Below are 13,458 nucleotides of genomic sequence, written 5' to 3' on the forward strand. Positions count from 1 at the left end.
GTTTCGGGTGTGCGTTGCGGGTTTCGGGTGTGCGTTCAGGGTTTCGCGTGTGAGGCGGCGGCGGGAATCTGGCGATTTCGCCGCCCTGACCGCACACCCAGAGCCCACGATTCACACACACGGTGTGCCAGCCCGAAAGCATGCGCGCCAAAGATAAGACAGTCCGGTGAGATCGCTCTACGCTGACCGACAGGATCAAAGCGTAAGGACTGGCCGATTAGCTACCTGACAACCCAACCGGCGACGCTGGCGGCCGCGGCCGCGGATTTGACCGGGATCGGCTCGGCAATCGCCGAAGCGACCGCGGCCGCATCGGGCCGCACCAGCGGATTGTTGGCCGCGGCCCTGGACGAGGTGTCGGTGGCGACGGCGACGCTGTTCAACAGTTTCGCCCAGGAGGGGCACGCGGCAATCGCTCAGGCGGGCGCATTTCACGCGGAGTTCGCACGGGCGTTGTCCGCCGCAGGCAATGCCTACCTTTCGGCCGAAGCCACCAACGCAGCAGCGGCGGCGACGGACGTCACGCTGGTGATGGGCGGCAGCGGCAATCCGATACCGCCGCTGAGCTACGTGAATGCCGTTGTCTCGAAATACATTACGCCCCATTTCCCGGCTTTCACGGTGGGCAATGCCTTAGGGTTGTTCACGCCGGAGGCGTTCTATCCCCTCACCGGCATCAAGGATTTGGTGCCGAACGTCTCGGTGTCCGAGGGTGTGCAAATCCTGGACGCCGCGATCAAGCAGCAACTCACCGCCGGGAACAGCGTTGCCGTGCTGGGCTTCTCGCAGAGTTCCATCATCTCGTCGCTGGAGATGATGGCGCTCAATCCCAGCGGTACGCCGAGCCCACTCGATGTCGTCTTCACGCTGCTCGGTAACCCGATGAACCCTAACGGCGGCATGCTTGCCCGCTTCCCGGGTCTGGAGATGCCGAGTCTCGGTTTCACTTTCTACGGGGCGACGCCGGCCAACAGCTTCGAGACGAATATCTACACCATCGAATACGACGGCTTTGCGGATTTTCCGCAGTATCCGCTCAATTTCCTGGCGGACCTCAACGCTCTTGCGGGCATCTACTACGTGCACGGTACCTATGCGGATCTCACACCCGCACAGATCAATTCGGCCATTCATCTGACCAACACGGTTGGCCCCACAATGACCGATTACTACATGATTCCCAACCCGAACCTGCCGCTCACACAGGGGCTGCGGGCGCTACCGCTGATCGGTACGCCACTGGCGGACCTGCTCGAACCGAACCTGCGGATACTGGTCAACCTCGGCTACGGCAGCCCCGACCAGGGTTGGTCGACGGGTCCGCCGAATGTGCACACCCCGTTCGGATTGTTCCCACCCGTCGATCCCGTTGATGTCATGGGTCGCCTGGCTGTCGGCACCCAGCAGGGCATCCACGCCTTCTCTAACGACATCGCCTTCATGGCGTCCCAGGCGTCGCTGTCCGACCTTGCGAATGTGGTGACGTCAGCTCCATTGCCTTCTGCCGACTTGATTCCGCGAATACTGGCGAACCCAGTCGATTCGGTCAACACGATCGCGAGCGCGATCTCGACCGGCTACTCGGTGCTGCTACCTACCGCCGACTTCGCAACCGCGGCGATCTTCTCGGTGCCGGCGTACAACTTGCAGCTGTTCGGGGAAGGGCTCGCGCAGGCGGCCACGGGCGACCCGTTGGGGCTGGTGAACGCGATTGGCAGGCCGATCGCTGCCGATGTTGCGTTGTTCTCGGTCGCCGGTGGTTTCGAAGCGCTGGTGCTGATATCCGCGATGCAGTCGATCCTGGGTGACCTCAGCAGCCTCTGAGGTGGCCTCGCAGGGTTCCGGGACCGGCTGAGGTAGGCTGTCGACCTGCTGCCGGTTGATGCCGGCGGCACCGGGCTGTGGCGCAGTTTGGTAGCGCACTTGACTGGGGGTCAAGTGGTCGCAGGTTCAAATCCTGTCAGCCCGACGCAGGTCAGAGGGTGTTTTGGCCCCTATGAGGGAGCCAATTTGCCTGCTCCCGACATTTCTTCATCCGGCTGTAGATAGCTGTTTCTACTTCTAATATTTCAGCCATGAAGGTGCTCGTGACGGGAGGGACGGGCTTCACCGGCTCACATACAGCGGCTGCGCTCGCGGCCCAGGGACATGACGTCAGGTTGATGGTGCGAGACGTCGCGAAGGTTCGAACTGTCTTCGAACCGTTTGGCTTCGTTCCTACCGACGTCGTAGTGGGCGACATGACAGACAGCAGCGCTGTGGAGTCCGCGTTGGCCGAATGCGACGGCGTAATCCACACCGCCGCGCTCGTCGATCTGCGACGTTCCACGGCCAAACTTGTTGAGACCACCAATGCGCGCGGAGTTGAATCGGTCATTGGAGGAGCAGCACGGCGAGGGTTGCCCAGCATCGTGTATGTCTCGTCGCTCATGGTGTTTTTCGAACCTGGGGGACAGCCGATGTCACCGGCGAGTCCGATCACGCCGGGATCCACGGCTTACGCTCGATCGAAGGCCGACTCAGAACGCCACGTCCGTCGACTGCAGGAAAACGGCGCCGCGATCCGGATCAGTTATCCGGCCGGAATCATCGGACCTAATGATCCCGGACCTAGCGCTCTCAATGCCGGCTTGGTTTCTCTCATGAAGCAGGGGTGGCTGATGACCTCAAGCGGACTCCAGATCGTTGACGTCCGAGACCTTGCAGCGCTGCACGCGAGACTTATTGAATTGCCAGCAGGCCAGCACCGCTACACAGCCGCATCGGCAATGTTGTCCTGGCCCCAGTGGTACGACGTGTGTAGCCGCCTCACCGGAACGCGCCCACGGCGTATCTCGGCTCCTGGTGCACTTCTCAGGGCTGCAGGAACGGTAGGAGACATGGTCAAGCGCATCTACGACTTCGAATTCCCGATGACTCGCGACGGTATGGAAGTCACAACTAGGTGGCCCGGCGCTGAGGCCGAACGCACCACCCGCGAACTAGGGGTTCCGTTTCGCGAGCCGGCAGAGTCCCTGCACGACACGCTGGCGTGGATGTACTCCGCGGGATATCTCAGCGCTGCCCAGGTCGGCAGGCTCGCGGAAGAAGCTGGTTAGGACGCCGCCCTCACAACGATCTCCGCGATGTCAGAGCGACTGAGAGGATTGTTGGCCTTGCGTGGCCGACGGTCAAGCGATTGTTCAGCTTCCCCGATGAGTTCCAGTTAGTCGGCACGCGTGCCAGTAAGCAAGCGCGGCATGGTAATTCCGTTGCGTCCTGGCCTGCCAAGTAGGTGTGCGAACACGTGAAGCAATTCCTACCTGACTCACCTGTGTAGCGGCACAACACTTCCGGTGTAAATCGGCTTCGGCGTGGCCAGTGCACCGAGTGCAGCGATGTTGCCTGCGTGGTCGTCGGTTTTGATGAGGTGCGCGTACACGGTCAGCGTGGTCTTGACGTCCCTGTGGCCCATCAGCCCCACCACGCTAATAGGGCGGATTCCGGCAGCATTCAACGATCCGCCAATCGTCGACGCGGTCAACATTTAGCCCAAGTGCAAGGAGCAATCGCAGCTGAGTATGCGTCTCTTGCTAGTCCGATGCATCGGGAGTGATTTCGCCGATGGGCGGGATCCAGTGATAGCCAATGGTATGAGCGGGTCTGTTGTGAGATTCTGCTGATGTGTCCGCGACCGCGGCGGCCGCTCCTTCGGGGGTGGTGACGTTCCTGTTCACCGATGTCGAGGGTTCGACCCGTCGGTGGGAGACGGACGCGCACGCGATGCGGGCCGCCCTGGCCACCCACGACGGGGTTTTGCGTGCGGCGATCGAGGCTCACGGCGGTTTCATGTTCAAGCACACCGGGGACGGTGTGTGCGCCGCGTTCGCCTCACCCCGCTCGGCGGTGGCTGCCGCCATCGATGCACAACGACACCTGGAATTGCCTGTGCGGATGGGGATCGCGACCGGTGAAGCCGAGCCGCACGACGGGGATTACTTCGGTGCCGTGATCAATCGTGCTGCACGGGTGATGGCTGCCGGACACGGCGGCCAGATCCTCGTCGCCGCGTCGACGGCAGGTCTGCTCAGCGGAGTGGATCTGGTCGATCTGGGACCGCGGCGGTTGCGCGATGTCCCTATGCCGATCGGTGTGTTCCAAGTCCGAGCTGCGGGCTTACGCACGAAATTTCCGCCGCTGCGAGCACTGGATACGAGTCCGGGCAATCTGCGGCCTTCGGGCACGAGGTTGATCGGACGCGAGGTGGAAGTCGCCGAGATCGAGGCGGCGGTCAAGGCGCATCGGTTGGTGACGTTGACCGGGGTCGGTGGGGTCGGCAAGACCCGCCTCGCGATCGAGATCGCTTCCCGGCTGACCGACGAATACCCAGACGGCGTTTGGCTTTTCGAGCTCGCTGCGGTCACCGATCCGGCGGCGGTACCCGTTGCAGTTGCCGCAATCCTGGGCATCACACAGCAATCTGGCAGGACCGTTAGCGAGTCGCTGGTCGCGGCGTTGGAGGGCCGGATCCGGCTGTTGGTGATCGATAACTGCGAGCACGTTCTCGACGCTGCCGCCGATCTGATCGAAGCCATCCTTGCTCATTCGGCGACGGTACGTATCCTCGCCACCAGCCGCGAAGGCCTCGGGCTACCCGATGAGCGGGTGTGGCCGGTGCGGTCTCTGAAGGCAGCGGGAATCGACTCTGCGGCGGTGAGTTTGTTCGTCGAACGCGCCCAACGCATTCGACCGCAATTCTCCATGGCCGATGACGACGAAGCCGCCGCGGTCACTGAAATTTGTCAGCGCCTGGACGGGATCCCCCTGGCCATCGAACTTGCCGCGTCGCGGATGGCGTCGATGACCGCCGGTGAAATGCGTGATCGTCTCGATCACCGATTCAGGCTGCTGGTCGGCTCGCGTCGCGGCCTACAACGCCACCACACGCTGCGCCACGCGGTGGCTTGGTCCTATGACCTCCTCGACGACGCCGAAAAGTCTGTCCTGGAACGCTGTTCCGTCTTCGCGGGGGGATTTGATCTGCAGGGCGCCTGCGCGGTAGCCGGATCAGATGGCCGCGATGAGTACGCCGTCCTCGGGGTGCTCGACGCTCTGGTGCGCAAGTCGCTGTTGCTCGCCGTGCGGTCGGGCGGACGCACCCGGTATTCGATGCTGGAAACGATCCGTGAGTTCGCCGAGGAGCAACTAGTCGCCGGCGGTGCCTCTGTCGAAATTCGGGACGTCCACTCGCGGTACTTCGCCGCATGGGAAGCCGACATCATGGCGCTATGGGATGGCCCGCGCCAACGCGATGCGTTGGACTGGTTCACAGTCGAGTTGGCCAATCTGCGCACGGCCTTTCGGTGGGCTGGCGATCATGGCGACCTGGACGCGGGCATCGCCATCGCTGCCTATGCAGGGTTGCTGGGTCCATTCCTCGAGAACTTCGAACCCATAGCGTGGGCAGAAGAGTTAATCGAGTCCGGCCGCGTCGTCGAACACCCTCGTCTCGCCGCCTTATGCGTGGTGGGATCGCTGTGTTGTCTCGTCGGACGCTTCGAAGAGGCTGTGCGCTATAGCGAAATCGGCCAGACAGTTATCGCCGCTGCCAGCGATAAGGTGTCGTACTTCGGTGAGCCCTTTCTCGGTAGTGCGTATTTGTTCGTCGGCCAGCCCGAACGGTATGTCGAGTTGTGCCGTGCCCAGGTGGCACGCACTGGCGACGACAATGCATTCGCCAGGGCGAACATGGTGTTCGCGCTAGCCGTCACCGGCTCGGGCAACGAGGCGGCGGTGACCGCCGACGGCCTCATCGACGACGCCGAAGCGACCGGGAATCCGTGGGTGCTTGCCTACGCACTTTTCGCGTGCGGGTATGCCTTCCGCGCCACTGCCCCAGACCGCGCGCTCGAGGCATTCCGCCGCAGCGTCCGCGTCGCGCAGGACAGTGGCAACCGCTTTTTTGAAACGCAATTCTCCTACTGGCTGACCGGACTTGAGGCGGAGCACGGGGACCACTTGGCGACGCTGAGCTCTTTGGACTCGGCAATTCGGAGTCAACACGAGTCAGGCAACCTGGGCATGCTGCATAACACGCTGGCTATCCTCGTCGTCCTTCTCGATCGGCTTGGACACCACGAACCGGCGTCCGTGATCGCCGGCTTCGCAACGGTCAATCCCATGGCCGCAACGACCTTGCCTGAACTCGGAACAGTTATGACGCACTCGCGCGCGATCCTCGGGAACCAACCCTTCGAATCGTTGGCCCACCAGGGAGAAATGATGACCGTTGCAGCCGTCGTGGCGTACGCTCACGACCAAATCGACCAGGCCCGAACCGATCTCGAGCACTCGCGTTGAGCTGCGCTGGTCAGATTCTGCCGAAGACTGCCCGACGGCCCGCACAGCGTGTGGAGAGTGTGGCCGCCGTCGACGCCTCGGGCGAACTGCCGACGCGGTAACTCAGGTTAGTGGTGCGGCGGGCGCTCGTCGCGGAGCCGGTCCTCGTCGTACGCCTCGCGCACCTGTTCCTCGTCGCCGAACCGCTCCAAGTCCTCCCGCGTGACGTGCACCCGCGGGGATTTCCGCTCGGGTCGTGGACGGGTGGGTTCGGTGGCCATCAGGCTATTGTCTCCACGTACCCCTCAGGCCTTCGCGAGCTGCTTCTGCTCGTACAGCCGCGCCCACTCGCTGCGAGGTCGGATCGAGACGTCGACGTCGGTGGCCTTCGCCCGCAGCGCGGCGACGGTTGCCTGCTCGCGAGGTGTGCGCGCGAACGGATCCCAGCCGAAGAACGAGCTCGAGTTCTGCCAGGTGATCTTGTTGATGTCAGAGTCGTCGGCGCCGGCGGCGTCCAACTCGGCCAGCACCATCTCGGGTGCGTCGGGCCAGAAGCAGTCGGAGTGCGGGTAGTCGCACTCCCAGGCGATGATGTCGATCCCGATCTCGTGCCGCAGCTTCAGCGACGTCTTGTCGGTGACGTAGCACGCCAGTGAATGTTCGCGAAACACGTCGCTGGGCAATTTGTCGCCGAAGTCGCGGCGCAACCACTTCTGGTTCGTGTAATGCCGATCGCTTCGGTCTAGGTAGAAGGGGATCCAGCCGATGCCGCCCTCGGAGAACGCGAACTTCAGGTCTGGGTAGTTGCGCATCGCCGGACCCCACAGCAGGTCCTGCGCGCACATCGCCGATACCTGGGTAGCCAGGATGATCAAGTTGTCGATCGGCGCGTTCGGAGCCATGCTGATCGCCCCGAAGCCGGTGCCGATGTGCAGACACATCACCACGTTCTCCTCGGAGAGGGTCCGGAACACTGGACCCCAGTATTCGTCGTCGTGGTAGCTCGGAAGGCCTTCCAGGTGAGGCAATTCCGGCATGGTCACCGCATGGCAACCTTTGGCGGCGACGCGACGGATCTCCGCACACATCGCCTGCGGGTTCCACGTCGGCAGGATGGCGATCGGGATGAACCGGTCCGGGTAGCTGCCCGCCCACTCGTCGATGTGCCAATCGTTGTAGGCCGACACCATCACCAGCGTCACGTCCTCGCGGTGCATGTTGAGGTGCCGTGCGGAGAACCCGGTAAAAGTCGGGAAGCACATCGACGCGAGGATGCCGTTGCGATTCATGTCGCGCACCCGCTCGTGCACGTCGTACACGCCGGGTCGCATCTCGGCGAAGCCCGCGGGGTCGCGGCCCCATTCCTCCGCCGGCCAGGACACCACTGCATTGAGCCCACTGACGCCTTGCGGCCTGCCCTGGTACATCCACTGGTCGACGCCCTTATCGTCGGTGACGACGATCGGCGCTTCCGACTTGTACTTGGTCGGAACATGGTTGAGGAACATGTCCGGCGGCTCGACCACATGGTCGTCGATGCTCACCAGGATCAAATCGTCGACGTTCATGGGTTTCCTTGTCGGGACGGAGATTGGCTGTGGCGCGGTCTGGGTGCTGGACATCACCAACTGGAGATCCGGGCGTCAACCATCTTGACCATCGAGGTGACTGTCCGAGGTGATGCCATCTTTCGCGGTCAGAATCACTGTAACCACAGTCCCGGCCCCGACAGTCGATGTCCCTGGAATCCCAGCGATTCGGGCTGACGAATTGCCTGGGGGCGGCACCTCCCAGACGCGAACATCCTGACGGTTTGCTCAGGTCGGACACAAGTTCAGTGCCGCAGTGCGACCCCGAACATGACGCTGAGCGAGTAGGACTACAAGCGTGATGAACATGCAGGAGTTGGCTCACGAGCTCAACATCGACACCGGCTCGTCGCCCGACGAGGCGAGGGCACTGTTGGTGCGTGGCCTCGCCACACTCGAGACGGTCGACGGCATCACCGAGGAGTACCTCGCGTCAGCCAGAAGTTCGATGAACGGTCCCGACCTCGAGGAGTTCGAACGCAACGTCCGGTCGACGCATCGGCAGATGGTGCGCATTTCCATCGAGCCGGTATGGGCGCGATTTTTCGACTTCGGCGCAGGCCGGCTACCCGCTTTCCTTGCGGACTTGGTCAACGACGATTAGCCCGCACAAACCGGTATTGACTGGGGACATGGACGATGACGCAAGGCTCGCAGCGATGCCGCCCAATCGCGTCAGCACAAGCTAGGGGAGAACTGTTCAGCTTGTGCCCAGCGCGGCCGAGGCCCTGGCCAGCTCGGTCAGTGCACTCTCTGCCGACACTCGCTCGATCGCATCAGCAAGGGCGGAGCGTGCGGGCTGCCCACGCAATTCGAAGTCGTCCAGGGCGGAACGCAATTCGAACAGGTGCGCCTTCTGCCGCCGCGCCAATTGCAGGGCCGCCTGCAATTCGGTACGACGGTCGACCGGGTCCTGTTCGGTATGGGAACGAAGCCGCACCAGTTCCGAATCGTAGAAAGACATGCCGGTTTCCCGGGCCAGTCGCAGCGCGGCATCCAGCCGAACGCGCGCGTCATCGAATTGAGTTGCCGCGATCATCAACCGCGCGAGCGCTCCCTCGAAGAATGTGAGATACACGTTCAGGTCCGCAGTTCGCAAGTCGTCAACCAGACCGCTGATATAGGTGATGCGATCCGAAAACGCCGGAGAGGGACCATCTTCGGCGAATGCCGTCCAGGCATCGACAACGGCCTGTTGGATTGTGCCGCGCAGACGCCACTGATCGAAACCATGCCGCTGAGCGTCTTCGATCATCTCTACCGTCAGCGCGGATGCCTGGTCGAGCTGGCCGGCTTCCATGCGCATCCAGACTTCCGCGAAACGCAAGTACGCGAGGCTATATGGGCCCTGGGGAAAGCCAAGCCCCTCAACGCAATGCGCGGCCTGCGCCAGCTCTGTTTCAGCGGCGGACAAGTCACCTTGCACCAACCGGACCAGTGCCAAATGAATGCGTGCAGCAACGATAGGGTCGATTGGGAGGAAGCCGACCGTTTCGGTCTCGCGGTTGTCGGTCGCGCCCCCACCGGTGGCCAGCTCCAAATTCAAACAGGCGTCGGCAAATTCACCCCGGAGAAACGACAGCACCCCTGACCACGCGGCGAGTCGCGGCCAGAACCCTGGGCGCCATTGTTCCAGGGCGGCCCGCAACAGTTCGAGCGCTTGGGTCGCTCTGTTCAAGTCCGCGCGTCCGGTGTAGTACCCGGTCAACACTCCTAATGTCGCGAAGAGCTCTTGCGCCGTTGAAGTGCGGCCACGGCTGGCGGTGGGCACTTCGGCGCCCACCAGTTGCAGGCAGCGCTCCAAATCGGTGGCGACGACCGGGCTCGAGGGACTGACCGCGCTGCCCGCAAGGAATCCCCGGCCTAGTCGCAACGCGACCTCGCGGCGGTCGCGATCGGGACCGGGCGCGCATCGATCCAGCTGGGTGAGGGCGTCGCTGAGGTGTCCGCGCGCCTCGGCGAGGGCGCCGCGGCGACGTGCGGACGCTGAGGCCTGTTGATGAGCGGATGCGGCATCGTCGAATCGCTCGGCCTGCGTGTAGTGGTTCGCCACCAGACCCCAGTCCGGTTCGCCACTGAACCCGCACAGTGCGTCACCCACCCGGGCGTGCAGGTGGCGGCGCACGCTTGGCGGTGCCAACTCGACGGCGACCTCGCGCAGTAGTTCGTGACGGAACCGCCAGCCGCCGGCATTCGACGGTTCGAGCACTCGCGCGGCGGCGAGTTCGTCGATGACACGGTGGAGGTCGTCGTCGTCCATATCGACTACGGATCGCAACAGACTGGTATCGATGTAACGGCCGATGACGGCAGCTGCCTCAACCACTGGTACCACCTTCGCGCTCGCCCGCAGCCTGGCGAACAACGGCTCGTAAAGAGCTTCTGGCACACCAACTTCGGTAATCCCGGCGACCACCTGTTCGATGTAGAACGGCAAGCCGTCGCAGCGGGACCGGATGGTGGCCTGTTCCTGCGGTGTCAGCGCGGGGTTCAGGGCGGTAATGAGTTCGTCGCTCTCCGCCTCCGTTAACGGCCGCAACTCGAACACGTTCACCGGCCACCGATCTGGCAGCCAGTCTCGGTGCCGTGCCGTGACGATCACCAGCAGGCGGCCTGCTGACGCGTCCAGCACGCCGGCAAGCACTTCGAGGCTGGTGGAATCGAACCAGTGTGCATCTTCGGCTACCACCAGGCCGGGCCGGTCCGCAAACCAGGCCAACAGATAGGTCTGTACTGCCTCGGAGATCATGCTGTAAAGCTCGGGCCCCTGATCGGAGACGGCTTGATATCCGTGCTGCGCATCGATGTTGAGCACCGGAGCGAGCAGTGGAATGAAACGGACAGGATCCAGGCCCACCCTTTCCAGCTCGGCATTGAGCAACTCGAGTCGTTCGGCAGGTGCAGTGAAACGACTTATGCCGCAATGCCGTTCGATCAGCGAACGCACCGGATGCATGCCGCCGGCGGTGTGGAAGGGTGAACCGATCAGTTCCATTACAGCGCCGTCGGTCTGCCTGACCAGCGTTTCGCCCGCCGTGGCCAACCGGCTTTTGCCGATGCCTGGTTCACCGCAGAACACCACGCCCGGCGTATCCAAGCGCCCTGCTTGCGCCTGAGCCCAGCTCACCTGAAGGTGCTGCCACTCACCCGAGCGCCCCACCAGCGGTCCCTGCGTTACCCGCGTCGGTACCGCGCGTTCACCGACCACTTTGTAGTGGGCAATAAGGCCGGGCACACCCTTGACTGGGGCCGCCGGGCAACTCTCCAGGTCGAATGCGTCGCGAACGAGGCGCGCGACGGCTTCGGAGACCACGACCCCACCAGGTGAGGCCAGCCCACATACCCGCGCAGCCAGGTTCGCGCCCAGCCCGTACACGTCTTCTTGAGCGGTGTCCAGGTAAACAACTCCGCGGTGCACGCCGACCCGAGCGTTAACTTCGAATCCGAAGCGGGCCTTTGCCTGTTCGCTTAATCGTGCGACGCCACGATTGATCTCCAACCCGGCAAGCACGGCCCGTCGTACGTCATTCTCATGAGCGACCGGGTGACCGAACACTGCCAGCAACCCGTCACCGTGCGTGGAGCCGATGTGGCCACCGAATTGGTTCACGATCGCAAGCACGCGTTCGCGGTAGCGGCCGACCACCAGGCGATACGTCTCGGGTTCGGTGCTGGTGGACAGTGCGGTCGAGTCCACGAGATCAGCGAAAAGTATTGTCAGCCGCCGTATTTCACCACTATGAGCCGGTGTCGCCAGCAATTCCTCGGCGTCGGCGTTGCCTTCGTCGGCGGCCAGCACCTGTCCCGCCAAGGCGGTGGCCGCGGCATGATCGCCGCTGTCGATTGCTGCCACGGCAAGGTCCAGCAGCGCATCGATGGATGCGCCTTGTTCGCGATTGTGACCGTTCCCGCTGGGGACATCGCGATCGTCCACCTTCGTATCCTGTCACTCCCGCCGCGCGACGGCACCAGTCATTTTTCGTGGGCCAAGGCAGTGCCCCAAAGAATCGAAGTCATGGCGCGCGGCAGAAGTGGGTAAACAACCCAGGTGCGGGCGCTCGGCGCACTTGGCAAACAGGTCACTAATCGGAAGGCGGCAGCGGAATGGCTGGGCAAGAAGGGGGCCGGTGGGATGTCGGCGTCAAGAACAACGCGGTGTACGTTCAGCGGATTTCAGACAGCGGCGACCAGTTGCTGGACGATTCACTGGCGCCGGATGAAGCCCGTGCTCTGGCGGAGTTGTTGACCAAGTTCGCCGACAAGGTAGGCGAGTCCCAGGGGTCCGAGGACTCGGACGACGACGATAAAGACGATAAAGACAAAAAAGACAAAAAAGACAAAGACAAAGGCAAAGGCAAAGGCAAAGACAAAAAAGATAAAGACAAAGACGACAAAGACAAAGACGATAAAGATGACGACGATGATGACGATGATGACGATGATGACGATGAAGACGATGATGACGATGAAGACGACGAGTCCTCGAAATAGCTGCTAGCGCCTCGCGGCTCCCGCCGCCGGGGCGAGGTGAAACGGACCATGCGCCGTGCCCGCATGGCTTTTGATGATTCCTCGGCGCGCCACGGGGTACTGCAAACGTTCGAGTACTGCGCCGGGGGAGTGAGTAATCATGGCAACGCTGCACCGAGACGCTGCGGATGGCATTCATCGCATCGAGCACGCCTACGTCAACCTGTATCTGGTGGAGGGCGATCGCGGCGAGTACACCCTGGTCGACGCTGGATTGCCCGGGGTGTGGCCGCATCTAGGTCGCTTACTCAAAGAGGTTGGCGCGAATCCGGACCGGATCGCCGCGGTGGTGCTCACGCACGCGCACTTCGATCACGTCGGCGCCGCCGGGGCGATCCAGAAGGAATGGCGACTGCCGGTGTGGACGCACAGCGACGAAAAGGAACTGGCCGCTCACCCGCTGCGGTATCGCCATGAGCGCAATCGCTTCGCGGTGCCGTTGACTCACCCGAAGTCGTTACCGATCATCGCCCGGATGACGCTGGCCGGCGCGCTGGCCACTAAAGGCATCGACGACGTGCACGTGTTCGACGCCGGGCGCCCTCTTGACGTGCCCGGAAATCCGGTCCCGGTATTCACTCCGGGGCACACCTTCGGTCACACGGCGTTACATTTTCCGGACCGAGATGCAGTGATCACCGGCGACGCGCTCGTGACACTGGATCCCTACACCGGTGAGGACGGCCCGCAGATCGTGTCCGGCGCCGCCACTGCCGACAGCGGGCAAGCCCTGGAATCCCTCGCGGTGTTGGGGTCAACGCACGCGAAGACCGTGCTTACCGGCCACGGAGCGGTCTGGACGGGCGGCATCGCCGACGCAACCAATATGGCCCTGCGGCGCGGGCCGCACTGACGGTCCGCGTCTCCACCGGAACGAATCCGGTGACTGCGAGGAAAACGCGAGGAAATAGGCTCGCGGCCACGTTTGAAAATTGCCATTGCGGGTACGCCCGCCATGCCGGTCGGATGGTCGGTGGTTGCTCGACGCCACCGATTTTCGGCCGAAAGTTTCCCATGGGTG

10 protein-coding genes, 1 tRNA gene and 1 pseudogene are annotated in these 13,458 nt (G+C 63.0%); 8 read left to right on the top strand and 4 right to left on the bottom strand.

The annotated features are described in order from the left end of the window. Nucleotides 1–216 precede the first annotated feature (216 nt). The 4 genes and pseudogenes from A5636_RS03495 (at nt 217) to A5636_RS27055 (ending at nt 3,098) form a co-directional block, all read left to right on the top strand. Nucleotides 217–1,824 carry a PE family protein gene (locus tag A5636_RS03495; protein WP_065157308.1) on the top strand — a complete coding sequence of 536 codons (1,608 nt, stop codon included), beginning with the start codon at nt 217–219 and terminating at the stop codon, nt 1,822–1,824. A 71-nt stretch (nt 1,825–1,895) separates the two neighbouring features. Further along, a tRNA-Pro gene (locus tag A5636_RS03500) sits at nt 1,896–1,969 on the top strand. Nucleotides 1,970–2,075: 106 nt separating this feature from the next. Further along, nucleotides 2,076–2,729, top strand: a pseudogene (locus tag A5636_RS27700) (NAD-dependent epimerase/dehydratase family protein); the annotation flags it as partial. A gap of 150 nt (nt 2,730–2,879) precedes the next feature. Continuing rightward, on the top strand, nt 2,880–3,098 hold the full coding sequence (locus A5636_RS27055) for a hypothetical protein (protein WP_253900476.1): 219 nt from the start codon (nt 2,880–2,882) through the stop codon (nt 3,096–3,098). A gap of 209 nt (nt 3,099–3,307) precedes the next feature. Here A5636_RS27055 and A5636_RS03510 read toward each other — a convergent pair whose 3' ends face one another. Next, a complete protein-coding gene (locus A5636_RS03510) occupies nt 3,308–3,454 on the bottom strand; it encodes an integrase (RefSeq protein ID WP_065157344.1) in 147 nt (48 codons plus the stop codon). A gap of 209 nt (nt 3,455–3,663) precedes the next feature. On the opposite strand from A5636_RS03510, the gene A5636_RS03515 reads away from it, so the two are divergent. Further along, nucleotides 3,664–6,339, top strand: a complete 2,676-nt coding sequence (locus tag A5636_RS03515; RefSeq protein ID WP_253900477.1) for an ATP-binding protein — start codon at nt 3,664–3,666, stop codon at nt 6,337–6,339. A 107-nt stretch (nt 6,340–6,446) separates the two neighbouring features. On the opposite strand, the gene A5636_RS26390 is transcribed toward A5636_RS03515, so the two are convergent. Together A5636_RS26390 and A5636_RS03520 are read right to left on the bottom strand one after the other, a co-directional pair. After that, nucleotides 6,447–6,599, bottom strand: a complete 153-nt coding sequence (locus A5636_RS26390; protein ID WP_172827145.1) for a hypothetical protein — start codon at nt 6,597–6,599, stop codon at nt 6,447–6,449. 24 nt (nt 6,600–6,623) lie between these two features. Continuing rightward, on the bottom strand, nt 6,624–7,886 hold the full coding sequence (locus A5636_RS03520; RefSeq protein WP_065157310.1) for an amidohydrolase family protein: 1,263 nt from the start codon (nt 7,884–7,886) through the stop codon (nt 6,624–6,626). 319 nt (nt 7,887–8,205) lie between these two features. Between A5636_RS03520 and A5636_RS03525 the strand changes: the two genes are divergently transcribed. Continuing rightward, nucleotides 8,206–8,511, top strand: a complete 306-nt coding sequence (locus tag A5636_RS03525) for a hypothetical protein (protein ID WP_253900478.1) — start codon at nt 8,206–8,208, stop codon at nt 8,509–8,511. Nucleotides 8,512–8,607: 96 nt separating this feature from the next. Here the strand turns inward: A5636_RS03525 and A5636_RS03530 are convergent, their stop codons facing one another. Continuing rightward, the gene (locus tag A5636_RS03530) at nt 8,608–11,841 is read right to left on the bottom strand and encodes an adenylate/guanylate cyclase domain-containing protein (protein WP_065157311.1); all 3,234 of its coding nucleotides are present in this window, start codon (nt 11,839–11,841) and stop codon (nt 8,608–8,610) included. Between the two features lie 170 nt (nt 11,842–12,011). Here A5636_RS03530 and A5636_RS03535 point away from each other — a divergent pair, with 170 nt between their 5' ends. Continuing rightward, nucleotides 12,012–12,398, top strand: a complete 387-nt coding sequence (locus A5636_RS03535; protein WP_065157312.1) for a hypothetical protein — start codon at nt 12,012–12,014, stop codon at nt 12,396–12,398. 139 nt (nt 12,399–12,537) lie between these two features. After that, complete coding sequence (locus A5636_RS03540) at nt 12,538–13,290, top strand: MBL fold metallo-hydrolase (RefSeq protein ID WP_065157313.1); 753 nt, start codon at nt 12,538–12,540, stop codon at nt 13,288–13,290. The last annotated feature ends 168 nt before the right edge of the window (nt 13,291–13,458 follow it).

Source organism: Mycobacterium asiaticum, assembly GCF_001673315.1.
GTDB classification, from domain to species: domain Bacteria; phylum Actinomycetota; class Actinomycetes; order Mycobacteriales; family Mycobacteriaceae; genus Mycobacterium; species Mycobacterium asiaticum_B.